Source organism: Streptosporangium sp. NPDC002607, from assembly GCF_053592655.1.
On record NZ_JBSFWD010000069.1, the window covers coordinates 15,961 to 40,685 of the forward strand.

Annotated in this window: 16 protein-coding genes; 9 read left to right on the forward strand and 7 right to left on the reverse strand. The window is 67.6% G+C overall.

Going from position 1 to position 24,725, the window contains the following annotated elements:
- Nucleotides 1-6: 6 nt before the first annotated feature.
- The 6 genes from ACWD3H_RS42275 to ACWD3H_RS42300 all read left to right on the forward strand — a co-directional run bounded on the left by ACWD3H_RS42275 (nucleotide 7) and on the right by ACWD3H_RS42300 (nucleotide 11,703).
- Complete coding sequence (locus ACWD3H_RS42275; RefSeq protein ID WP_451959018.1) at nucleotides 7-966, forward strand: DUF1702 family protein; 960 nt, start codon at nucleotides 7-9, stop codon at nucleotides 964-966.
- Nucleotides 963-2,936: a CRTAC1 family protein gene (locus ACWD3H_RS42280; protein ID WP_451959019.1), complete on the forward strand. Its 1,974-nt coding sequence runs from the start codon at nucleotides 963-965 to the stop codon at nucleotides 2,934-2,936. Before ACWD3H_RS42275 ends, ACWD3H_RS42280 begins: the two co-directional genes overlap by 4 nt.
- Before the next feature lies 1 nt (nucleotide 2,937).
- Nucleotides 2,938-3,909 (forward strand): enediyne biosynthesis protein, encoded by a 972-nt coding sequence (locus ACWD3H_RS42285; RefSeq protein WP_451959020.1) that lies wholly within the window; start codon nucleotides 2,938-2,940, stop codon nucleotides 3,907-3,909.
- Nucleotides 3,906-9,692, forward strand: a complete 5,787-nt coding sequence (locus tag ACWD3H_RS42290) for a type I polyketide synthase (protein ID WP_451959021.1) — start codon at nucleotides 3,906-3,908, stop codon at nucleotides 9,690-9,692. Before ACWD3H_RS42285 ends, ACWD3H_RS42290 begins: the two co-directional genes overlap by 4 nt.
- Before the next feature lie 3 nt (nucleotides 9,693-9,695).
- Nucleotides 9,696-10,124: an acyl-CoA thioesterase gene (locus ACWD3H_RS42295; RefSeq protein ID WP_451959022.1), complete on the forward strand. Its 429-nt coding sequence runs from the start codon at nucleotides 9,696-9,698 to the stop codon at nucleotides 10,122-10,124.
- Between the two features lie 214 nt (nucleotides 10,125-10,338).
- Nucleotides 10,339-11,703, forward strand: a complete 1,365-nt coding sequence (locus ACWD3H_RS42300; RefSeq protein WP_451959023.1) for a cytochrome P450 — start codon at nucleotides 10,339-10,341, stop codon at nucleotides 11,701-11,703.
- Between the two features lie 41 nt (nucleotides 11,704-11,744).
- On the opposite strand, the gene ACWD3H_RS42305 is transcribed toward ACWD3H_RS42300, so the two are convergent.
- Nucleotides 11,745-12,521 (reverse strand): helix-turn-helix domain-containing protein, encoded by a 777-nt coding sequence (locus ACWD3H_RS42305; RefSeq protein WP_451959024.1) that lies wholly within the window; start codon nucleotides 12,519-12,521, stop codon nucleotides 11,745-11,747.
- 1,115 nt (nucleotides 12,522-13,636) lie between these two features.
- On the opposite strand from ACWD3H_RS42305, the gene ACWD3H_RS42310 reads away from it, so the two are divergent.
- A complete protein-coding gene (locus ACWD3H_RS42310; protein ID WP_355559321.1) occupies nucleotides 13,637-14,401 on the forward strand; it encodes a 4'-phosphopantetheinyl transferase family protein in 765 nt (254 codons plus the stop codon).
- 557 nt (nucleotides 14,402-14,958) lie between these two features.
- Here ACWD3H_RS42310 and ACWD3H_RS42315 read toward each other — a convergent pair.
- The 6 genes from ACWD3H_RS42315 to ACWD3H_RS42340 all read right to left on the reverse strand — a co-directional run bounded on the left by ACWD3H_RS42315 (nucleotide 14,959) and on the right by ACWD3H_RS42340 (nucleotide 20,414).
- Entirely contained in the window at nucleotides 14,959-16,245 is a 1,287-nt protein-coding gene (locus ACWD3H_RS42315) for an acyl-CoA dehydrogenase family protein (RefSeq protein ID WP_451959025.1), read from the reverse strand.
- 85 nt (nucleotides 16,246-16,330) lie between these two features.
- The gene (locus ACWD3H_RS42320; RefSeq protein ID WP_355559313.1) at nucleotides 16,331-16,705 is read right to left on the reverse strand and encodes an SgcJ/EcaC family oxidoreductase; all 375 of its coding nucleotides are present in this window, start codon (nucleotides 16,703-16,705) and stop codon (nucleotides 16,331-16,333) included.
- A 371-nt stretch (nucleotides 16,706-17,076) separates the two neighbouring features.
- A complete protein-coding gene (locus ACWD3H_RS42325; RefSeq protein ID WP_451959026.1) occupies nucleotides 17,077-17,889 on the reverse strand; it encodes a TIGR03084 family metal-binding protein in 813 nt (270 codons plus the stop codon).
- A gap of 106 nt (nucleotides 17,890-17,995) precedes the next feature.
- Nucleotides 17,996-18,190 (reverse strand): hypothetical protein, encoded by a 195-nt coding sequence (locus tag ACWD3H_RS42330; RefSeq protein WP_355559308.1) that lies wholly within the window; start codon nucleotides 18,188-18,190, stop codon nucleotides 17,996-17,998.
- A 2-nt stretch (nucleotides 18,191-18,192) separates the two neighbouring features.
- Entirely contained in the window at nucleotides 18,193-19,848 is a 1,656-nt protein-coding gene (locus ACWD3H_RS42335) for an FAD-dependent oxidoreductase (RefSeq protein WP_451959027.1), read from the reverse strand.
- Entirely contained in the window at nucleotides 19,845-20,414 is a 570-nt protein-coding gene (locus ACWD3H_RS42340) for a DUF5987 family protein (RefSeq protein ID WP_451959028.1), read from the reverse strand. The genes ACWD3H_RS42335 and ACWD3H_RS42340 overlap by 4 nt, the downstream gene beginning before the upstream one ends.
- 593 nt (nucleotides 20,415-21,007) lie before the next feature.
- Between ACWD3H_RS42340 and ACWD3H_RS42345 the strand changes: the two genes are divergently transcribed.
- Both ACWD3H_RS42345 and ACWD3H_RS42350 read left to right on the forward strand, forming a co-directional pair.
- Nucleotides 21,008-22,720 carry an ABC transporter ATP-binding protein gene (locus ACWD3H_RS42345; RefSeq protein ID WP_451959029.1) on the forward strand — a complete coding sequence of 571 codons (1,713 nt, stop codon included), beginning with the start codon at nucleotides 21,008-21,010 and terminating at the stop codon, nucleotides 22,718-22,720.
- Nucleotides 22,717-24,612, forward strand: a complete 1,896-nt coding sequence (locus tag ACWD3H_RS42350) for an ABC transporter ATP-binding protein (RefSeq protein ID WP_451959030.1) — start codon at nucleotides 22,717-22,719, stop codon at nucleotides 24,610-24,612. Before ACWD3H_RS42345 ends, ACWD3H_RS42350 begins: the two co-directional genes overlap by 4 nt.
- Nucleotides 24,613-24,725: the final 113 nt, after the last annotated feature.

Here is a 24,725-nt window from a genome sequence, read left to right on the forward strand (position 1 = left end):
CGGTCGTTGCGGCGTCATATTCTGACGCCCGGCGTCTCGGAGACGAAGATGGAAACCCGCGGTTTCCACGTGAAGAGTCCCGAGTCCCGGGAACTGCTGGAGACGATCGGCGAAACGTTCCTCCAAGGCTATGCGCACGCCATGGAGGCGCGTTCCGTCACCGAGGCGGAGGGGTGCCTGGAGGAGGTCCCCCGGCGGTTCCGCGGATTCGCCTACGAGGGTGCGGGGATGGGCTGTGCCGTCCTCGACGGATTGCCGTTCGGGAGCGGGAGCAAGGTCGACGACCTCCTCGCCGGACGGGGGCGGAACCACGTGTACATGATCTACATCGGTATCGGCTGGGCGATGGCGCGACTGCCGCGGTTCCGCTGGCCCAAGAGCACCGGCCTCGACCCACTGCTGCTGTGGCTCGTACACGACGGCTTCGGCTTCCATCAGGCCTATTTCCACACCCGGCGATACATCGACGAGCAGTATCAGGATCCCGGTTTCCCATGGCCTGCCAGCGGCCCCCGGTCCTATGCCGGCCGGGCCATCGACCAGGGCATCGGGCGGGCGATGTGGTTCATCGGCGGGGCCGACACCGATCGGGTCGCCTCGATGATCGACAAGTTCCCGGAGCGGCGTAACCCCGATCTGTGGAGCGGCGTCGGGCTCGCCGCCACGTATGCGGGCGGCGCCTCTGCGGAGGAACTGCAGAGGCTGTGCGACCGCGCGGGAACCTATCGCTCTCACCTGGCGCAGGGAAGCGCCTTCGCCGCCGAGGCCCGGGTCAGAGCGGGCCTGCTGACGCCGCAGAACGAGGTCGCGACGCAGGTCCTCTGTGGCACCACGCCGGAACACGCCGCGTGGATCAGCCTTGACACCCGTCCCGACGGGACGGTGCGAGGTGAACTACCGGCCTACGAGGTATGGCGGCGGCGCCTTGCAGATCAGTTCGCATCCCTTGGAGGTGTCACCCCGTGACAACCAAAGCCAAATGGCTGTATCGGCAACTACCTGGAATCGTCGCCCTCGGACTGATGGCGACCGTGTTCGTGGTGGGTAATCCGCACTTCGCGTCCGCGGACAAGAGAGCGGCCCTGGCGAGCAGGTACGCGTTCACGCCGTTGAGTGTCGCGATGCCCGGCGGATTCCCCCAGCAGACGATCCGCAAAGTGAACAGGGGCTACGAGAGGATCAGCGCCTGGATCTCCTCCGTCGGCGCCGCGGTCGCGATGAACGACCTGGACGGGGACGGCTTCGACAACGATCTCTGCATCGTCGACACCCGGATAGACCAGGTGGTGATCACACCTACACCGGGTGAGCGGTCCGACCGGTACGGGCCGTTCGCGTTGACCCCCGGGGCCCTGCCCATGAACAAGGCCATGGCGCCCATGGGCTGCGTCCCCGCCGACCTCAACGAGGACGGCCGCCAGGACCTGCTGGTCTACTACTGGGGCCGCTCGCCGATCCTTTACCTACAGCGGGCCGGCGCGCCGGTGCTCTCCGCCGACGCGTTCCAGCCCGCCGAGCTGGTGCAGGGCTCCGGCAGCGGCGAGTACACCGGTCCCATCTGGAACACCAACGTGGCCACCGTCGCCGACTTCGACGGTGACTCCCACCTCGATGTCTTCATCGGAAACTACTTCGCCGACGGCTCGAAGATTCTGGACGACACCGCGAACGGCGGAGAAGTGGAGATGAGCGACTCCATGTCCCGGGCCTTCAACGGCGGCCGGGACTACTTCTTCCGATGGACCGGGACGGCGGAAGGCACACCGGCCTTCCAGAGACTGGACGACGTTCTGCCGGAGGACATCTCGCGGGCATGGGACCTCGGAGCGACCTCCCTCGATCTCGACGGCGACCAGCTGCCCGAGCTGTACCTGAACAACGACTTCGGCCCCGACCGGCTGCTGCACAACAGGTCCACGCCGGGGAACATCAGGTTCTCACTGGTCGAAGGCGAGCGCACGCCCTGGATCCCCAAGTCCAAGACGCTGGGACATGACTCGTTCAAGGGGATGGGTTCAGATACCGCTGACCTCAACCATGACGGCATCTACGACTTCTTCGTCAGTAACATCACCACGTCGTACGGCATCCAGGAGAGCAACTTCCAGTTCGTCTCCACGGCCAAGGACCAGGCCGATCTGCGCGCTAGGCTGCGCGAGGGCGTGGCCCCGTGGGAGGACCAGAGTGCCCAGGTGCGCACCGCCTGGTCGGGCTGGGGCTGGGACGTCAAGATCCAGGATTTCAACAACAGCGGCGAGCCGGCGATCACTCAGGCCACGGGGTTCGTCAAGGGCTGGGTGAACCGCTGGGCACAGTTGCAGGAACTGGCGGCCGCCAACGACGGTGTCTTGCGCTACCTCACGTCATGGCCGGTCGTCCGGGAGGGCGCGGATCTCGCCGGAAACCAGACGCTCGCCTTCTTCGCCAAGGGCGCGGACGGTCAGTACGCCAACGTGGCCGAAGAACTCGGCCTGGCGGTACCGATCCCCACCCGTGGCATCGCCACGGGTGACTCGAACGGGGACGGGCTGGTCGACTTCGCGGTCGCCCGACAGTTCGGCCCGCCGGTGTTCTACCAGAACCAGAGCCCGGCTCCCGGTGACTTCCTCGGACTCCGGCTGACCCATGAGAGTGCGACGGACGCGAACAGCACGGCGGCCGGCACGCTCACGGCTCCCGGGTCGCCCGTGGTCGGCGCGCAGGTGAAGGTGACCACCCAACACGGTCGTACGTTCATCGGCCATGTCGACGGTGGCAGCGGCCACTCCGGCAAACGCAGCCACATGGTGCACATCGGTCTCGGGCAGAAGGTGACCGGGCCGCTGAAGGTGCACCTGACATGGCGCGACCGGACCGGCCAGGTGCGTGAGCAGGATCTCCAGCTCACCCCGGGCTGGCATTCGCTCAAGCTCGGCTCGCAGGCGAAGGAGAAGTGACATGGCCGAGAAGACGAACACCCCTCCCCATCGCGACCCGAAGATCATCAAGGCTCTCCACAGGTTCGCGATCTCGATCACGATCTTGAACATCCTCGGATATGCCTGGTGGGGGTTCGAGCAGGCTTACGCGTGGCCGTTCGTGGCCCTGGCCACCGGTTACTCTGTGGAGATCGCCCTGGAGGCCATCGCGGCCCGGACCGAGGGGCGCGCGCCGAGGTTCCTCGGCAACGGCTTCCGCGGGCTCGTGGAGTTTCTCTATCCCGCGCATATCACCAGCATCGCCCTGAACATGCTGATCTACGTCAACGACCAGATCCTGATCATGATGTTCGGCGTCGTCGTTGCGATCGGCGCGAAGTGGGTGCTCAGGGCGCCGGTCCGTGGCCGCCTGCGGCACTTCATGAACCCGTCCAACTTCGGTATCACGGTGATCCTGATCGTTTTCCCATGGGCCAGCATCTCGCCGCCGTACCACTTCAGTGAGAACGTCGCCAACCCCATCGACTGGATCATCCCCGTCGTCATCATCATCTTGGGCACCATGCTCAACTCCAAGCTCACCAACCGCATGTGGCTGATCGGCGCCTGGGTTGGCGGGTTCGCGCTGCAGGGGATCATCCGAGGTTTGATCATCGACGACACCCCAATTTCCGGCAACCTGTCGATGATGACCGGCATCGTCTTCGTCCTCTTCACCAACTACATGATCACCGATCCGGGAACGACCCCGTCCAGGCCCCTCGCGCAGGTCGCCTTCGGCGGCGGTACGGCCGCCATATACGGCCTGCTCACCGGAATGAACATCCCGTACGGGCTGTTCCTCTCCACCGCCGCCGCCTGTCTGATCCGCGGCGGGTTCCTGTGGGCCCTGTACGTCGTCGACAAGGCCCGCGAGCAGGAAACGGCCCAGGCCCAGACCCGGATGCCCCCTGCACTCGCCTCTCCCCCAGGAGAGGTCGCCAAGGTATGACCAGGATCGCGATCGTCGGCATGGCATGCCGCTACCCCGACGCGTCCTCCCCGCAGGAACTGTGGGAGAACGCCCTCGCCGGTCGCCGCGCCTTCCGCCGGCTGCCCGACGTACGTATGCGCCTGGAGGACTACTGGGACGCCGACCCGGCCGCTCCCGACCGTTTCTACGCGCGTAATGCCGCCGTCATCGACGGGTACGAGTTCGACAGGGTCGCTCACAAGGTCGCTGGAAGCACCTATCGCTCAACCGACCTCACGCACTGGCTCGCCCTCGATATGGCGGGGCAGGCATTGTCCGACGCGGGCTTTCCCCGGGCCGAGGGCCTTCCCCGCGAGCGCACCGCGGTGATCGTGGGCAACACCCTCACCGGCGAGTTCACCCGGGCCAACACCCTGCGCCTGCGCTGGCCGTACGTGCGCCGCACGGTCGGCGCCGCGCTCAGGGAGGAGGGCTGGGGCGACGATCGGCTGACCGGGTTTCTCGACAACCTCGAGACCGTCTACAAGAGCCCGTTCCCACCCATCGACGAGGACACCCTCGCCGGTGGCCTGTCCAACACGATCGCCGGCCGTATCTGCAACCACTTCGATCTCAACGGCGGCGGCTACACGGTCGACGGAGCGTGTTCCTCATCGCTGCTCTCGGTGACGACGGCGGCGAGGGCACTGGCGGACGGTGAGGTCGATGTCGCGATCGCCGGTGGAGTCGACCTGTCCATCGACCCGTTCGAGATCATTGGATTCGCCAAGACCGGCGCCCTGGCCAAGAACGAGTTCCGGCTCTACGATCGCGACTCCAACGGCTTCTGGCCCGGCGAGGGCTGCGGCATCGTCGTACTGATGCGCGAGGCGGACGCCCGCGACGCCGGACGGCGGATCTACGCCACCGTCGTCGGCTGGGGCATCTCCTCCGACGGCAAGGGAGGCATGACCCGGCCCGAGGCCGCCGGCTACCAGCTGGCGCTGCGCCGCGCCTATGACCGGGCGGGCTTCGCCATCGAGACCGTGGAGCTGTTCGAGGGCCACGGCACCGGCACGGCGCTTGGCGACGCGACCGAGCTCAAAGCACTGGCGAGCGCCAGAGCCGCGGCCGGTCCCCCCACCAGACCCGCGGCGATCAGCTCGGTCAAGGCGATGATCGGACACACCAAGGCCGCGGCAGGGGTGGCCGGCCTGATCAAGGCCGCGATGGCGGTGCACGAGCAGGTTCTGCCGCCCACCATCGGCTGTGTCGACCCCCATCCGGTGCTGGCCGAGGAACCGGTGTCGCTGCGTGTCCTGCGCAGGGCCGAGGCCTGGCCCGCCGGCGCCCCGGTGCGCGCGGGCGTCACGGCCATGGGATTCGGCGGTATCAACACCCACATCGTGCTGGAGAACGCGGCCCTGCGGCGGCGCGGCGCGCTTTCCCCCCGCACCAGGGCGCTGGCCTCATCACTCCAGGACGCCGAGTTGCTTCTCGTCGACGCGGCTTCGCCGCAGGCGCTGCGTGACCGGCTCGCGGAGCTGGCCGACTTCGTGCCGAGAGTGTCCTACGCCCAGCTCGCCGACTTGGCGGTGACGCTCCAGCGAGAGCTGCGGGACTCGCCGCACCGGGCCGCGGTGGTCGTCTCCTCACCCGACGACGCGGAACGGCAGCTAAGGAAAGTGCTGGACGCGCACGACGCGGGCGAGCCACGGCTGCTCGCCGCGAGCGGCCGGGCGTTCCTCGGCCACGTGGCCGGGACCGGCCGTGTCGGCTACCTCTTCCCCGGTCAGGGGTCGGGCCATGGCACCGGCGGCGGCGCGCTGCGCCGACGCTTCGCCGAAGCCGAGGAGATCTATGTCAGGGCCGCGTTGCCCGCGACCGGCGATATGGTGGCCACCGCGGTCGCGCAGCCGCGCATCGTGACCGGCTCCTTGGCCGGCCTGCGCACGCTGTCCACCCTCGGGGTGGAGGCCGACATCGCGGTGGGGCACAGCCTGGGCGAGCTTTCGGCCCTGCGGTGGGCCGGCGCGATCGGCGAGGAGACCCTGCTGCGCCTGGCGTTCCTGCGCGGCCAGACCATGACCGAACACAGCGAGACCGGCGCCATGGCCGGCGTTCGTGCGACACCTGACGTGGTGATCGAGCTGGTGGGCGGCCTGCCCGTGGTGATCGCAGGGTACAACGGGCCGGCTCAGACCGTTGTCGCCGGTCCGCTCGACGCGGTCGAGGCCGTCGAGCGCAGAGCCGCGGAGGCGGGCGTCCGGTGGACCCGCCTGCCGGTGTCCCACGCCTTTCACTCCCCGCTTGTGGCGCCGGCGGCCGAGGCCTTCGGCGCGCGGCTCGCCGAAGAGGACTTCGGTCCTCTCCTCAGGCGGGTCGTATCCACGGTCACCGGTGAGGTGCTGACGTCGGGCACCGACCTCCGGGCCCTGCTGCGCCGGCAGATCACCGACTCCGTGCTGTTCGCGCAAGCGGTGGAGCGCGCGGCCAAGGAGGTCGATCTGCTCATCGAGGTCGGCCCTGGTCGGGTGCTCAGCGGGTTGGCCGCCGATGTGACGGACGTGCCCGCGGTGGCACTGGACACCGACGACGAGTCACTGACCAGCCTGCTCCGGGTGGTGGGCGCCGCTTACGTCGTCGGTGCCCCCGTCCTCCACGAGGAGCTCTTTCACGGTCGACTGGTCCGGCCGCTGGAGGTCGGGGCCGAGTTCACGTTCTTCGCCAGCCCCGCCGAACAGGCTCCGGAGGTCGCGATCCGCGGAGCCGTACGACGGGTTGCGGAGAAAGCACCCGAGGACATCCCGGTACGACCGGAGGAGCGAACCGCAGAGTCGAGCATCGATCTGCTGCGCCGTCTGGCGGCCGAGCGTGCCGAGCTACCGCTCGACATGGTGCACGAGGACAGCAGGCTGCTGGACGAGCTGCACTTGAGCTCGGTCACGGTGATGCACATCATCGACCATGCCGCCCAGCGACTGGGCGTTCCTGCGGCCCAGGCGCCGATGAACCTGGCCGGCGCGAGCCTGCGCGAGCTGGCCGAGGCGCTCGACGCGGTTGCCGGGACCGCCCCGGACTCCGCCGGCGCCGCGGCTGTGTCACCGGCGGCGGGATCCGCCCCCTGGGTCAGGCCGTTCGCCGTAGACCTCGACGAGTTGCCGCTTCCCGCGCGGGCCACGCCCGAGGAGAACGGGCGGTGGCAGGTGTACGCGGCGGAGGAGACCCCTCTCGCCGAACCACTGCGCCAGGCCCTCGAACGGGAGAAGGTCGGTGCCGGTGTGCTGGTCTGCCTGCCTCAGGACTGCACGGTGGAACATCTGGAGCAGGCGCTCCGGGGTGCGAAGGCGGCCGTCGACGCTCCGGCGGGCAGCCGGTTCGTCCTGGCCCAACACGGTCGAGGCGCGGCCGGCCTGGCCAAGACGCTCCGGTTGGAGGCCCCGCACCTCCGTACCACCATCGTGCACGTACCTCCGGAACCGGAGGCGGTCGGCTGGGCGGTGGCCGAGGTCGCGGCGACCGCGGACCACTCCGAGGCGTACTACGACGCGGACGGCGTACGGCGGGTACCGACGATGAGAGCGCTGCCGGTACGCGCCGCCGTCACCCGGCAGCCCTTGGACGGGACCGACGTCTTGCTGGTCACCGGCGGCGGCAAGGGCATCACCGCCGAGTGCGCGTTGGCCGTCGCCGTCGACAGCGGCGCGAAGCTGGCCGTGCTGGGCCGTTCCGACCCGGCCGACGACCAGGAACTGGCCGACAACCTGCGGCGGATGGCGGATGCCGGGGTGACCGTGCACTACACCCGGGCCGACGTTACCGACATCGACCAGGTACGGCGCGCCGTCGCCAAGGCAAGGACGGTCCTGGGGCCCGTCACAGCGGTGCTCCACGGAGCCGGCCGCAACGAGCCCGCGGGACTGGCCGGCCTCGACATGGCCGCGTTCCGGCGTACGTTCGCCACCAAGGTCGACGGCCTGCGCAACGTGCTGGCCGCCGTCGAACCCGGCGGGCTGCGTATGCTGGTGTCCTTCGGCAGCATCATCGGCCGGGCCGGACTGCAGGGCGAGGCTCACTACGCCACCGCCAACGAATGGCTGGCCGACCTCACCCGCGAGGTGGCCGAGCGGCACCCGCGATGCCGCACCATCTGCATGGAGTGGTCGGTCTGGTCCGATATCGGCATGGGAGAACGGCTGTCGGTCGTGGACAGCCTGGCCCACAGGGGCATCACGCCGATCTCTCCGGAGCAGGGCGTGCAGATCATGCGGCGGTTGGTCTCCGACCCCGACGTGCCCGCCATCGTCGTGATCAGCGGGCGCACCGAGGGCATCGACACCGTCCGCTACGACCTGCCGGAGCTGCCACTGCTGCGGTTCGTCGGCAAGCCGCTGATCCGTTACCACGGGGTCGAGTTCGTCAGCGAGGTCGAGATGAACGCCGGAACCGACCTGTACCTCGCCGACCATCTCCTCGACGGCAACCTGCTCTTCCCCGCCGTGTTCGGCATGGAGGCCATGGCGCAGGTGGCGTCGGCGGCCATCGGCCGAGGTAGCGTACCGGTGATCGAGGACGCCGAGTTCATGCGGCCGATCACCGTACCGCCCGACGGCAGCGGCACGATCCGGATCGCCGCCGTCGTCACCGACGACGACACCGTGGAGGCGGCCATCCGTAGTGCGGAGACCGGCTTCGAGGTGGAGCACTTCCGGGCCCGGCTGAAGTTCACCGACGAGGATGTTCCGGATGGCCCCCCCGTCCAGGTCGGTGAAGGGCTTCCGCCGGTTCCCCTGGATCCGGCCGATGAGATGTACGGGGACGTGCTGTTTCAGGGGCGGCGCTTCCAGCGGCTGCGCCGCTATCACCGGGCCTCGGCCCGCCATGTCGACGCTGACGTGGCGGTGCTGAAGGAGGCGGACTGGTTCGCCAGATTCCTCCCCGCCGACCTGCTGCTCGGCGACCCCGGCATGCGGGACGCCCTCATGCACGGCAATCAGATATGTGTGCCCGACGCCACGTTGCTGCCCACCGGGATCGAGCGGATCCACTCCGGTGGTGCCGCGTTGGCCGCAGCGGGCGAGTTACGCTACAGCGCCGCCGAGCGAGAGCGCGACGGCGACACCTACCTCTACGACATCGCCGTGCGTAACGTCTTCGGTCAGGTCGTGGAGCGGTGGGAGGGCCTGCGCCTGCAGGCGGTGCGGAAGAAAGACGGCTGCGGCCCCTGGCGGATTCCACTGCTCGGGCCCTACCTGGAGCGGACGCTCCAGGATCTGATCGGTGTCCAGGTGGCGGTTGCCGTGGAGCCGCACCACCGGGACGGCGTGGAAGGCGGCGAGGAGCATCTGGTCCGGGCGGTGGTAGCGGTGGGACGGGCACTCGGTCACCGGGAGGAGCCGCGGCACGGGCCGGACGGGCGCTTGAAGATCGACGGTGACCGGATGGTCGTGGCGGCTCATGGCGCGGGGCTGACGATGGGTCTCGCGGCGGTGTCCACGGTGGGCGGAGCCATCGCTCAGGCGACCGAGCGGCCGGCGGCCGAGTGGAACGAGTTGCTCGGCTCGCGCGCGCCACTCGTTCAACAGGTCGTTGCTCGGACGGGGGAGAGGTTCGACACCGCGGCGGCACGTGTGTTGTCCGCCGTCGAGTCGCTGCGGAGCGCAGGCTTGGCACCGAACGTTCCCCTGGCCCCGGCCCCGGCCGGGCAAGGTCCGTGGGTGGTCTTCTCCTCGGACGGTGTGTGGGTCGCGACGCTCGCCACGGCGGTGTGGAACGTCCCGGATCCGGTCGTGCTCGCAGTTCTCACCGAAGGACGGTCATAGGTCATGAGCAAGTACTTCGAATACACCCACACGGTGGGTTTCGAAGAGACCAACATCGTCGGCAACGTCTACTACGTCAATTATCTTCGCTGGCAGGGACGCTGCCGGGAGATGTTCCTGAAGGAACGGGCACCTGAGGTGCTCACCGATTTGCGAGACGACCTCAAGCTTTTCACGCTGAAGGTCGACTGTGAGTTCTTCACCGAGATCACAGCCTTCGACGAGTTGTCGATCAGGATGCGTCTGGTCGATCTCGCGCAGACCCAGGTCGAGTTCAGCTTCGACTATGTCCTGCTCGACGCCGGCGGAGCGGAGACACTCGTCGCCCGTGGCCGGCAGCGGGTGGCCTGCATGCGCGGGCCCAACACCCGCACGGTTCCGGCCAGGGTTCCCGAATCGCTGGTCAGGGCGCTCAAGCCGTACGCCTCGTAGACGCGGATCCAGACGGTGAGTCAGGAGATCACTGTGAACGTCCAGTCGGTTGGCCCTGGCACGATCACCGGTGCGCCGCCGCTCGATGGCACCGTCACCCGTTTCGGAGGTGGGTCACGACGCACCTAGATCACACGATCTTCATCGGAAAGGCATCCTCCATAGACCGGCACACATTTCACCGACTGGCTTTCACGTGGAAAGAGGCGGAAGAATGACGGAATCCAGCCTGTCGCAGGCAGGGCATCTGGTGCCGCCGGGGCCCCCGCGCACGGCGGCGGCGGGCCTGTTCAGGAAGCTGGTGACAGATCGGCTCGCGTTGCTCACGTCGGCCGCGTCGAAGTACGGCGACGCGGTCCGGCTGGTCATCGGCCCCAAAACCCTCTACCTCTTCAATCACCCCGAGCACGCCAAGCACGTACTGGCCGACAACAGCGCCAACTACCGCAAGGGAATCGGCCTCACCGAAGCACGGCGGGCCATCGGCGACGGTCTGCTGACCAGCGAGGGCGAACTGTGGCGCAAGCAACGAAAGATCATCCAGCCGATGTTCCAGAGCCGGCGGATCGCCCAGCAGGCCGAGGTCGTCGCGGATGAGGCCGCGAAGCTGGTGAACCGGTTGCGCGCATACTCGGGCGGGAAGTCGATTGACGTGGTCCAGGAGATGACCGGGCTCACCCTCGGGGTGCTCGGCCGGACCCTGCTTGACGCCGAGCTGGACACCTTCGACTCGATCGGGCACTCCTTTGAGGCCGTCCAGGACCAGGCCATGTTCGACATGGTGTCGCTGAGCATGGTGCCGACGTGGGCGCCGCTCCCCAAGCAGTGGCGTTTCCGCAGGGCCCGCAAGGAGTTGTACCGGGTCGTCGACCATCTGGTGGCCGACCGCTTGGCGTGTTCCGCCGATGGAGACGACGTCATATCCCGTCTGATCGCCTCAACCCGCCAGGAGGCCGACGCGCGCGTCGGCCGGCAGCGCATGCGCGATGAGCTGGTGACACTGCTGCTCGCCGGACATGAGACGACGGCGAGCACGTTGTCGTGGGCCTTCCACCTCCTTGACCGGCACCCGGAGGTGCGGGCCCGATTGCGGGAGGAGGCCGTGGAAGTGCTCGGGAACCGGCCGCCGGACGCCGATGATCTTCACCGACTGAAGTACACCACGATGGTCGTGCATGAGGTCATGCGCCTTTATCCACCGGTGTGGGCCCTGCCTCGACTGGCCCGGCAGGACGACGAGATCGGCGGCTATCACGTACCCGCCGGCGCCGATGTCATGATCAGCCCGTACACGCTGCACCGGCATCCGGACTTCTGGAATGACCCCGGACGGTTCGATCCCGACCGGTTCGATCCCGACCGCCAGGGGAACCGGCCGCGATACGCCTATATCCCGTTCGGCGCCGGTCCCCGGTTCTGCATCGGCAACCACCTCGGCCTAGTGGAGGCCACATTCGTGATCGCCATGGTCACCCGCGATCTTCACCTGGTCGGCGTGCCCGGGTATGACGTGGTCCCGGAGGCCATGCTGTCCCTGCGGGTGCGCGGTGGACTGCCGATGACCGTGCACGAACTGTGAACCGGACGGTGGTTGAGCCGCCTGTGCGTTCGAATAGCGGCTTATCCGAATTTCGCAGGTGAGCAGGTGGCGGCCATCAGGGGCACGTCCCGCAACGTGAGAAGTACCGGGGGGTCGAAGGGATGCATGGGCCTCAGCCGGAGATCGACGAATCGCGTGTCGTTGTCGGAGGAGACGATGATGGGGCCGCCGTACCCGATGTAGAGCGCCTCGTCCCCGCCCGGCGGGTGGTCAACGGCGTCCGCCCTGTCGGCGATGATGGACTGCCCCATCAGGTGCCAGTTACCCGCGGGGACGTTCGACAGCGTGTAGGGGCCGGGCCTGCGCAGCACCACGTGACTTATCGGCTGTCCTTCGAGGATCCGGCCAGGGAACAACCCGATGAAGACGGGTTGGTCCTCCAGGGGAGATAAGACGGTGCCGCAGACGGTCGTCGCCCCAAGGGCAGACAGGTCTGAACCGTCACCCCAGAAAGGCACGGGTACGATGCCATCGCCCTGACGGTAGCCGGTCGGCGGGATCCCGACACTGCTGGTGAACCGTGAACTGAAGGTGCCCACACTGGAGTATCCGACGCGGTGGCTGATGTCCGTGACGGTCAGCGAGGTCGAGGAGAGGAGCCGCTTGGCTTCCTGAAGGCGTACCGCGGACAGAAATCGCCCAGGGGAAAGCCCGGTGACCCGTTGGAAGACACGGGAGAAGTGGAACTTGCTGAACATCGCCGTTCTGGCCAGGTCGTCGATGGTGAGTTGTTCACTGAAGTTCTCGTACATGCTCCGGACGACCCGCAGAACGGCCTGCTCGATCTCTTTTTCCATTATTCCTGCCGAGCTAAGATAGTTTTAGGAATCGATACCGCAGCCGTGGCTTGCAGGGGAAAAGAAGAACAGAGGCTTCTCGGAGAACCGGCCCCCAAAGGTCCGACCTACTCCCAGACAGGCATCAGGTGTTGGTGGTCCATCTCGCACCCGGCGGCCAAGTCTGTCGATGGGGATTAACCCTCGCCTGCCCGAAGAATAGTTCTCACTCGTCCGGGCTGTCGGCTGATCGCTGTACGGATCGCAATGCGACGCCTTGACACTGAGGCTTCATCTGGATGCTCGATGAATCGCCTCGAGTCTTCCACTCTCCGAACGGTATCGCTGATGATGTTTTCAGGTGCTGACGGCTATGAATTCAAATACTCAGTCCGGGTACGTTGGACGGCCCCCGGTGAAACACTGCCACCCGCAGTCGACAGCGGGGCCGGGCAACGCGAAGGGCAATGCTGACAGGTCGGCAAAGAAACGGTATCTGTTGTTGGCGAACGTACATCCATCGCGGATCTCCGCACCGCCTCGAAGCCGGCAAGTATGGCAGGAGACCGGTTCGGTCGTGGCAGTTGAGATTCTCACTAGGGGCGCCCTCCGGTGCCACATAAACCTCGCAACCGAGTGACACCTGGATGCCTGAGGCAAACCGGGCCGCCAGTTCATACGGAAAATCGCAATATGCGATAACGAATCAGGCGAGCGGAGAGTTTACCCTGGCCAAGGGGCCTGAAAGTCATCAGGTCGGTTTTTGTCACGAGAGTTCCCCTCGGGTCAAGTTGATGTCCCAGCCAAAACACCTGATATTATGCCACAAGGCGTGGACCAAAAGGCGTTCACCGATGCCATCGTCGGCGGTCCTGGAAGGCGTTTCCGCTTCACCCGAACACGTCCACTGGGGGACGGAGCCACATCGCATCTGACGACATGGTCACCGCACGCTTGCCTATTAGTCATCATCCGCCAGATGGACATCGAATCCCCCAAAAAGGGGATGTTCTTACATTGCGCGGTCGGCTAGGTCTCGATCGTCGCGGGAGCGGCGGTCGGCGCGATCAGCTCGACCGTTCGCCACATCCCACCCGGTCTCCCGTCCTTGACCGCCCTGTTCAGGAAGGCTCGTCATGACCGCCCCCTTCCAGCGGTCCCCGGACGCGGCGCTCCTCCAGGCTGCCGAATGTCACGTCTGGTGGGCCGACCCACGCGACCACCCCATTGACACCATTGCCCGCGTCCTGAGCCCCACCGAACAGGATCGAGCCGCACGCTACCGCCGCGAAGGGGACAGGCACCGTTTCATCACCGGCGGCTGGTTGTTGCGCACCGCCGCTGCCACCTACCTGGGTGTCAGCCCGGCTGCCGTGCCTGTCATCCGCTCATGCCCTCGATGTAACAAACCCCACGGTAAACCCCAGGTCACCCATACCGGTCTCCACGTATCGGTCTCCCACGCCGGCAACCGCGTCGCCGTCGCTCTGAGCACCGCCGGTCCTGTCGGGGTCGATGTGGAGGCCATTCCCACCACTCCCCCGGAGGAACTGTCCCGCCGCGCCCTGTCCTCTGCCGAGCGGGCGGCCCTGGCGGACCTTCCCGCCCACGCCCAGAACGCCGCCTTCATCCGCTTATGGGTCTGCAAGGAGGCCGCGCTCAAGGCAACCGGCCATGGTCTGAGCATTCCTCCTGGTCAGGTCCATATCAGCTACCCCCACACCAACCCCGCTCTGGTCAGCTGGCCCTTGAGGGACACCCCACCCGGCAATGTCCGGCTCCACCTGCTCAAGCCCGTTCCCGGCTATCACGCCGCCGTCGCGATCATCTCTACCGAGACGGTCACCATCACAGAGATCACCGCCTGCCCCACCGGCGCGCGGCCGGGGCCGCCCCAGTGATCTACAAGTCGGTCTCCAGTGCCGGCCCCTGGCCTCATCCCGCGCCCTCTCACCAGGCGCGACAGGGCCAAGCCCCGGGCACGTGAGCAACGCTGAGGAGAGAGATCTTGACGGGGTCCAGGAACGGCCAGAAGATCGCCGACGCGCGGGGCGACAAATGCCTGCCGGCGGATCGACCACACTCGACCTGGAGGCGTTGCCCGAGTCGCTCGGCGACCTCACCACCTGACCGAGCTCAGTCCGCATGGTAAGCCTTCCTCCTCCGACGGCCAGGCGCCGGCCACCGCCTCTCATCGGTGTCCGAAGGGCGAGGCGTTCGGTCACCCCACGTGGATCAACGCGCCGGCTTCATCCCAACGGTCACCTGCTCGCCCCTCAGCTCACGTTTCCGGCAGAGCCGGGTTCCGGTGCCTCCATCGGAACCCGGCCCACGGCGAACAGGCGCCCCGCTAGTGCGCTCTGTCCAGGAATCCTCACCGGCTTCCCAGGTGATCCGAGTCGAGGCCGTCTCTGAGGCCCTCGTCGTCGGCCCTCGGTGAACGTGGGCGGTCACCGCACTAGATGTAGTGGGTGTTGGGTTCCAAACCGCAGAGAACTCGCCCGTACAGCTCGAAATTGGTGTTCGGGTGCATGATGGCGTGGAGGTTGATGGCCTGGATATCGCGTTCGATCCGCTGGATCGGCACGGTGTTGTAAATCGACGATCCGCCGCTCGCCGTATTGAGGATGTCCACCGCCTCCTTCGCGCGCAGGCACACGGCTCCTAGGTCGAGACGGACCCGAGCGCGCTCCTCCATCGTCCACAGCTCCCCGGTGGAGCTTCTGGTGTCCAGCATGTTCACCGTGCGATAAGCGTGGAACTCCGCTTCATCGATCTTCATCATCGCTTCCGCGACCTGAAGATGAGTGAGCGGTGCCTCGCTCTGGTTCTCGTAGCCGGTGTAGGTGATCTTCCGCCCTGGCAGACGCTCGAAGAAGGCGTCTTTGGCGGCCTTGGCCAGACCGAGTGCAACCGCACCGGCCATCGCGGAGGCGTTCGGTGTGAACGGCGCCTGGTAGATCGGGGAAGTCGCGTTCAGCTTCGAGGAGTGTTGTCCCTGGAGCGCCGGTGCCATCGGCAGGACACGCCGCTGGGGAATGAACACGTCCTTCGCGACGGTGGTGACACTGCCCGAGCCACGAAGGCCCGCCGTGTGCCAGTCGTCGACGACCTCCAGGTCGGACAGCGGGATAGCTGTCACGATCGGCTCGTATCCACCTTCTGGAAGGGCCAGGAGCGCCGCGTTCGCGTTCCAGTGGCTATGCAGGGATCCCGTGTTGAACGACCACTTCCCGTTGAGGACGACACCACCCTCGGTGGGGACGGCGATGGCGGTCGGGCTCAGGATCCCGCTCACCCGGACGTCGGAGGTGGCGAAGACCTCCTCTTGCACCTCGTCCGGGAACAGGCCGGCTATCCAGCTGTTGATCGCCCAGACGGCGACCGTCCACGCCGTCGAGCCGTCACCCCGCCCGAGCTCGGAGATCACCTCGACCACGGTGCCCATATCGGACTCGTAGCCACCGTGACGGGCGGGCACCCTCATCCTCAGAATACCGGCGTCGGTCAGCGCCTCAATCGAGTCTTCGGGCAGACGCCTGTTCTCCTCCCCCCAGAGAGCGTTCTTCTGAAGAAGGGGCACTAAATTCGACGCGCGGGAGACGAGTTCTTCCCTTGACGGTGCCGCGGAGGTATCCATCAGATCCTTTCTGGAAAACAGCGGTCGAGCCGGCGGCCGTTTCCGATTCTCACAGCCCAACCTTGACATCTCATTGTTTGGTGCCACCTCCAGCGGGAAATCCATTCTGATCTCGCCGTTGAGGAAGGCGATCCGGTGTTTGCGAGAGTCCTTCGAGAACCGGACCCTGCGACAACCCCTCAAACACCCTTCAAGAAACGCCGATGGGAGTGTTCTGATAAGCGGCGATGAGCCATTCCCCGTCCTGCTTGGACAGCACCCACATGGCCCGGACCGCACGCTCGGGCGCGACCTCCGTCTCGCCTGGGGCCAGCACACCGCCCTGTGTGATCAGCACACCGGCGCTGTCACCGAGGAACGTGGCCGAGATCGGCTCGCCGTACACCCGGGTTCCCCGGTACGGGCCGGAGTAGCCGGCCGCCATGAACGAGCGGATCCCCTCGCGGCCCTTCACGAAGACATCGCCGGGCAGGATCATGGTTCCGTCCTCGGCGAAGACCTCGGCGAAGGCGTCGGCGTCGTTCTGTGCCCACGCGGCCATGATGCGCTGCGGGACCGCACGCACGGCAGCCTCGTCAGGGGAAAGGGGCGATGAGGAGTTACTGGAGGGCATGCTGCATCCCTTCTTGTCGGGTGGAAGAACATGAGATCACCGGGAGTCGGCCACGGGCGTCCCGGCACCGGCTGAATCGCCGACTCTCACCTTGACATCTTCATTCTCGAAGCTTCGCGACGCATCTCCCCGATTGCGCTCCCACCCCGGCCCCCGACCGGGCCCGGCACAGAGGGGGCAGGGCCCTGGCGCATCGAGGATTCGTCCGGGTTTGCTTTCTTCGGCACGGCCGGGGATGAGGCACAGGTCAGATACGGCGCGAGTCGTACGCCCCAGGCGCGACCAGGAGCCGGACAGCGGCCTGGGTTTCTGGAACGCCACGCTCAGTGACTCGCCGCAGGGCGGGGTGCGAACTGCCCCGGGACACGTCCGGCCCCGGCCGGCCCGCGGTACGCCTGGGCGATGTCCAGCCAGTGATCGGCCTCGGCGCCGACGGCGACGAGCTCGAGGTCGTCGCGGTGCCGGCGCCTGGTCACGAGCAGGCAGAAATCGACGGCGGGACCGGTGATCCTCTGCTCCGCGTCCGCCGGACCGTACTCCCACAGCTCACCGGAGGGTGCGGTGAGCTCGAATCTGAACTGGACGTCCGATGGGGGCAGGCCACGCGCCAGGTATCCGAAATCCTTGGTCAACACAGCGAACACGACCAGGTGCTTGATTCGATCGGTCCGTTCCGGCCTCACCCCGAGCGCGTCGGCGATGTCCTGTCCGTGGGCGAACTGCTCCATGATCCCAGCACAGGCGAGGACGATCGGCGGCAGCGGATTGACCAGCCAGGGCACCACCTGACCCGCCGGGACAGCGGCCAGCGCCTTGACCACCGCCTCGCGCTCCGCACGCCACCGTCCGAGCAGGACCTCCGGGGAGTCGGCAGCGTAGTCGGCGAGCGCGGCGTTCACGGCGCCATCGAAGTCCTCTGCCGCCTTGGCGGTCATGACCTTGAAGGCATCCGGGTCGGAGGCCGCCGTACCCGCCAGCCTGAAGATGAAAGCCAGGTGGGCGATCTGGTTCGCGATCGTCCATCCCGGCGCGGGGGTGGGCAGGCTCCACAGATGCGGTTCGAGACCAGCCACCAGATCGTCGATTTCGCCTCCGTCCAGAGTCAGGTCCCTGAGTACTTCTTCCAGCTCGGTCATGTGCCTGTCCTCTCGTCCAAGGATCGAAGCTCTTCATCGCTCCCGGTGGACCAAGCATTCTCGGACGGAGATGCCCTGTCTTCTTCGGACGTGCCTTTCCGCCTTATCAGGGGAGCACGGGAGTGGCCTGTTCCGGCGCCCAGCCGTCCATCTCGCGTACCGCTGCCAGGCTCGCGGAGTGACGCGCCACCGCCTCCCGCGACCGGCTCGCCCGCGCCCATCCGGCGATCGCCACGCCATGGCTTCCACTCTTCCAGCCCGACGACCAGCCCGGCATCATCCGGGTGGGTGTCTCGCCCATCGTCACGCACGCGACAGGGGCGGCAGCAGCGGCGCCACGCCACGCCTGCCGGCGCTGGCACCGTCCGGCGCCGGCGCACCGTACCTGACGTCCACGCCGCGCGAACGCGCGGCCTCGACGATGCCGGGAACCGCGCGTTCGGCGAGCGCGGCGATGGTCATCGCCGGATTGACCGTCAGCGCCCCCGGTACCGCCGAGCCGTCGGTGACGAAGATGCCGGGATGCCCCCGTAGCTCATGCCGGTCGTCCAGGGCGGAGGTGTGCGGGTCGTCGCCGATACGGCAGGAGGCCAGTGGGTGCACGGTGTAGGCGCCGACCACATCGTTGGTCCACGGTGTCACCGTGGCCAGTCCGTCGCGTTCCAGGATGTCCTTCACCTCGGCGTCCGCAGCGGCCCAACCACGCAGCGTGTTGGGGGTCGGGTCGTACTTGAGCCGGCCGATACCGAGCATCTGCTGCGAGAGCCGATCAGCGTTGCCTCGCGCGGGGGGCGGGCCGAACACGCCCTCGTTGTCGTCCTCGGTCATCTGAAAGATGATCAGCCACGAGCGCCAGCGTTTGAGAAGTTCCTTCTTCTCCACGCCGAACCAGCTCGGGCCGACCGCGTCGGGCACCTGGGCCAGGATGGTGCCCAGGCCCGGCGGGAAGTAAAGCTGCTCCAGGGAGAAACGCGAGTATTCGGGCAAAGAACCATCCAGATGGTCCCAGTTCGCCACGACCGGCCCTTTGCCGATCTGGTTGCCCTCGTAGGCCAGACCGTCGCCACGACTCAGGCCGAGCACCTCGCGGACGCGGTCCTCGTTCAGTACGGCGGTGTTGAGGCGCTCGCCGTTGCCGGAGAAATAGCGGCCAACGGCATGCGGCATCTTGCCGAGCGTGACCTCGCTGCGCTGGAGGATCACGGGAGTGGCACCGGCGCCGGCCGCGAGGACGACGATCTTCGCGTCGATCGTTCCGTTCCCGGTCTCCACCCGGTAGTCGTCGTCGTCGATGACACTGTAGTGAACCCGATAGTCGCCTCCGTCGGTCCGCGCGATGAACTGGACCTCGTGCAGGGGGCGGATCTCGGCCCCGTGGGCCAGGGCCGCGGGCAGATAGTTGAGCAACAGGGACCGCTTGGCGTCGAAACGGCAGCCGGCCATCATCCAGTTGCAGTTCACGCACTTGCTCATGTCGACGGCGGCCGGGACGGGATTGGCCGTGCGGCCCGCATGGTCGCATGCGGCCGCCCACAGCCCTCCGGCATAGGTGACGTCGTTCCAGTCCGGTTTGGCGATGGGGATCGCCTCGGCCACCCGGTCGTACCAGGGGTCAAGGAGGTCGCGACTGATGGTCTGCGGCCACATGCGCCGGCCGATGCCGCCGTGGCGCTCGAAGACGAAGCGGGGGGCCCGGGGCATCGCGGCGAAGTAGACGACGCTGCCGCCACCCACGCAGTTACCGCCGAGGACGCTCATCCCGTCCCCCACCACGAAATCGAACGCTCGCGTGTAGGACGAGCCGAGTTTGAAATCGTGGTCGAAGTCCTTACCGGTCAGCCATGGGCCACGCTCCAGCACCACCACCTTCGCGCCGCCGGCGGCCAGGTGGTAGGCCGTGATCGCGCCGCCGAAACCGCTGCCGATCACCAGGACGTCGGTGCGTTCCGTACTGGTCATGCGGGGCTCCCTGAAGGGGTCGTGTCCGGGTGCGGATCGGCCAGTTTCCTGCCGTAGGAGTACTCGGGGAACCGCCACAGACCGTCTGCGTCAGGCTTTTCAAGGCCCAGTGTCATCAGCCCCGGATGCCCCGCGGCGATCGCGTCGGAGGTGCTCATGTGCGCGGCCGAGTCGAAAGCCATGTAGCTGAACAACGCGAGGCTGATCCAGAGTTCCTTCTCCGGGTGCTCCGGGGCGGTCAGGATCTGCACCAGCGCGGTGCGGTGGCCGAAGTCCAACGCGACGAACGGCGGGACCTCATCGTCGACGACCAGACCTCGCTCGACCGCGTAGGCACGCGCGTGGTCGTTCATCGCCCGGGCGAAGTCATCCAACCCGGCGGTGATCCCGGTCGCGTCCCACTCCAGCAGCCTGATGGCTCCGGCCGCCACGGCACCACCGCCGGTGGTGGCACCGGCCACGGCCCGGTCGTCGGGCGACCTCTTCTCGCCGGGGAGGATCGTATCGGCGAACGCCTCAAGCGTCATCGTCCGGGCCTGCTCTTCGTCCAGGGTGGGCAACAGCATGCATATCCTCGTGCGTCTGAAACGGCTCTGGTCCACCTCATCGTCCAGAGCGGACCGGGCACACCGCATCTTCTGATATGCGGTTCGATCGGCACCCACCGCTCATCGGTCAGATCAAAAGGGGTGAGAATCGTTGTCGCGTCATGCTGAGATCTAAACGAGGCAACCGCCTGGTCTCACCGCGCCGAGCGCGAGCCGGACACCGTGATGAAGCCATCACATCCCATAGCCGCTTGACACAAACGGCCATGGGATGTCTGACCTGGGGGTTACATCATGAAGACCGTCAGATCAGTTGCTGACGCCGTACTCGGGCACGGAAACTGAATGGTCGCCCGCGCCGTGCGGGTGAGGGTGATCCGACGGGGCGTCCACCTGGAACGGTGGTGCGGGAGAACGGTTGAGCGGGGATGGGCCTCCGGTTCGCCATGCCCTCGAGCGGCGATCACCTGGCGTGAGCACCGTGAGGAGCGTGCCGCCTGTTGATGCCTCCTGATACTTCGGACACAGAAATCCCGGACACGGAAACAGAGTCCCGAACCCGACAGTCCCCACCCCTCCCCCGCCTCCGCGGGGCCCGCTCCCTGTGGCGGTTGAAGTCCTATCTGCGCCCCTACGCCACCCGCCTGGTCGTCGTCTGGGTGCCGGCCTTCGCCGCGGTCGGGATCGGCATCACCATCCCGCTGATCGGCAGAGAGATCATCGACGGCCCCGTCGCCCGGGGTGACAGCGAGGCACTGCTCCCCCTCGCACTGCTCGCCCTGGGGCTGGGCATGACCGAGGCGCTGCTCGTCTTCCTGCGGCGGTGGCTGCTGGCCGACGCGGTCCTGGGCCTGGAGACCAGCATCCGCGACGATTTCTACAGCCACCTGCAGCGGCTGCCGATGGGTTTTCACGCCTCCTGGCAGTCGGGCCAGCTGCTGTCCCGGGCGACGACCGACCTGTCGGCCATCCGGCGTTTTCTCGGCTTCGGCCTGCTCTTCCTCGTCCTGGTCACCGTCCAGATCGTGACGGTGACCGGGCTGCTGCTCCGTATGTACTGGCCGCTCGGGCTGCTGGTCGTCGTCTCTGCGGTGCCGATCGTGCTCACCTCGCTGCACTTCGAGCGCAGGTACATCCTCATCTCCCGCCGGGTCCAGGACGAGCAGGGCGACCTCGCCACCGTCGTCGAGGAGTCGGCGGCCGGCATCCGGACGATCAAGGCGTTCGGCCGCGGCCGGCATGTCTCGGGGATCTTCGAGGAGGGAGCGGTGAAGATCTACGGGACCTCGATGGAGAAGGTCCGCCTGTCCGCGAGGTTCTTCACCTTTCTTGAGGTGATCCCGAACATCACCCTCGCGCTCGTGCTGCTGCTCGGCGCCCTGGCGGTCGGCTCCGGCACCCTGACGCTGGGCACGCTGGTGGCCTTCGCCACCCTGATGCTGCAACTGGTCTGGCCCATCTCGGCGCTCGGCTTCATTCTGACCACGGGCCAGGAGGCGATGACCGCGGCGGACCGGGTGATGGAGGTGCTCGACACCGAACCGGAGATCGTCGGGGGCACCCGCGTGATCGAGCGGCCCCGCGGACACCTGCGTTTCGAGGGCACGGGGTTCCGCTTCCCCGGCGCCGCCGGGCCGGTGCTTCACGATGTCTGGCTGGAGGTGCGACCGGGGGAGACTCTGGCGGTCGTGGGCGCGACGGGGTCGGGCAAGACCACCCTGACCTCCCTGGTACCGCGACTGTACGACGTGAGCACGGGCCGGATCACGATCGACGGCGTCGACGTCCGCGACCTGCCGCTGCCCGAGCTGCGCTCGCTGGTCGCCACCGCCTTCGAGGAGCCGACGCTGTTCTCGATGAGCGTCAGGGAGAACCTCACGCTGGGGCGGCACGACGCGACCGAGGAGGAGATCGCGGCCGCGCTGCGGATCGCCCAGGCCGGATTCGCGTACGAGCTGCCGTGGGGCCTGGAGACCAGGATCGGCGAGCAGGGCATGTCCCTGTCCGGCGGCCAGCGCCAGCGGCTCGCACTGGCCAGGGCGGTTCTCAGCCGTCCCAGGATCCTCGTGCTGGACGACACCCTGTCGGCCCTGGACGTCGAGACCGAGGCCTTGGTCGAGCAGGCGCTGCGGCACGTACTGCGCGAGGCGACCGGCATAGTCGTCGCCCACCGGGCCTCCACGGTGCTGCTCGCCGACCGGGTGGCCCTGCTGCTGGACGGCACGATCGCGCACGTCGGCCGGCACCACGAGCTCATGGCGAGCGTGCCCGAATACCGCGCGCTGCTGTCCGCCGACCCCGACGCGGAGGAGGCACGGCTGTGAGCGGCACGACTCCCCCGGCGGAGACCTCCGCGAAGATCCCGGCAGAGACCGGGAACGGCTCCCGGGAGTGGCGCGGGGTCGCCGCCGAGAACCAGGACGAGTTGTCGGAACAGGTGTCGTTCCTGCTGCGCAGCAGGTCCAGGCGGCTGCTGGGTGAGCTGCTGCGCCCGTACCGCAGGAAGATCGTCCTGCTTGTCGCGATCATCGTGACCTGCAACGTCGCCTCGCTCGCCATCCCCTACCTGGTCAAGGTGGGCATCGACGCGGGCATCCCGCCGATGGTCGCGGGCGCGGGGCCGGGGACGCTGGTGACCGTCGTCTCGGCGATCCTGGCCGCGGCGGTCATCCAGCTGGTGACCCGGCAGGTGTTCCTCAGGATGGCCGGACGCATCGGCCAGAGCATCCTGCTGGAGCTGCGGCGACGGGTCTTCCGCCACTTCCAGAGGCTGTCGCTGTCGTTTCACGACGACTACACCTCGGGCCGGGTCGTCTCCCGCCTCACCTCCGACATCGACGCCATCTCCGAGATGCTCCAGTCGGGCTTCGACGATCTCGTCACCGCCGTGCTGACGCTGGTCGGCACGGCGGTCCTGCTGCTCGTCCTGGACGTCCACCTCGGCGTGGTCGCGCTGCTGCCGCTGCCGGTCCTGGCACTGTTCACCAATTGGTTCCGGCGGCAGTCGAGCATCGTCTACCGCAGGACCCGGGAGGCCGTGGCCCTGGTGATCGTCCATTTCGTGGAGTCGATGGCCGGCATGCGCGCGGTCCAGGCGTTCCGCAGGGAGCCTCGCAACCAGACGATCTTCGCCCAGCTGAACGCCGACTACCGGGCCGCCAACCTGCGGGGCTCACAGCTGATCGCGGTCTTCTCTCCGGGCGTCAAGCTGATCGGGAACGTGACGGTCGCGGCGGTCCTGCTCTACGGCGGCATGCTGGCGATCCAGGGCGGGGTCACGGTGGGCGTGCTGGCCGCGTTCCTGCTCTACCTGCGCCAGTTCTACGAGCCCATGCAGGAGATTTCGCAGTTCTATAACACGTTCCAGTCGGCGGGGGCGGCGCTGGAGAAGCTCTCCGGCGTGCTGCAGGAGCGCCCCTCGGTGGCCGAGCCCGGCGACCCGGTGATCCTGGAGCGCCCACGCGGCCGGGTCGAGTTCCAGCACGTGGAGTTCTCCTACCTGGACGGCACCCCGGTACTGCCCCGGCTGGACCTGGTGGTCCCCGCCGGGCAGACCGTGGCCCTGGTCGGCACCACCGGGGCGGGCAAGACCACGCTGGCGAAACTGGTCGCCAGGTTCTACGACCCGGTGGCGGGGCGGGTGCTGCTGGACGGGATCGACCTGCGCGACCTCGGCGAGGAGTCACGGCACGCCGCGATCGTCCTGGTGACACAGGAGAACTTCCTGTTCAGCGGTTCGGTGGCGGACAACATCAGGTTCGGCCGGCCGGGCGCGAGCATGACCGACGTGGTGGCCGCGGCCCGGTCGATCGGCGCCGACGCGTTCGTCTCGGCGCTTCCCGAGGGGTACGACACCCAGGTCGGCAAGCAGGGTGGCCGGCTGTCGGCCGGGCAGCGGCAGCTGGTGGCGTTCGCCAGAGCGTTTCTGGCCGACCCCGCGGTGCTGATCCTCGACGAGGCGACGTCCAGTCTGGACGTCGCCGGCGAGCGGCTGGTGCAGCGGGCGATGCAGACGATCCTGGCGGACCGGACCGCCCTGATCATCGCGCACCGCCTGTCGACCGTCGAGATCGCCGACCGGGTGCTGGTGATGGACGGCGGCAGGATCGTCGAGGACGGCCCACCGGGCGAGCTCGCCGGGCGGGCGGGCCGCTACGCCGGCCTGCACCGCGCCTGGCTCGACAGCATCTCCGACCACCGGGACCTTCCCGGCTGACCCGTCCGCCCGCGCCGGGACGAGCGCGGCGGGTGACACCGGCCTGCTCTCGAAACCGCCGGGATCACGGGGGCCGATCCGCTTCGTGACCACGCCGATGCCGTCGGCGTACC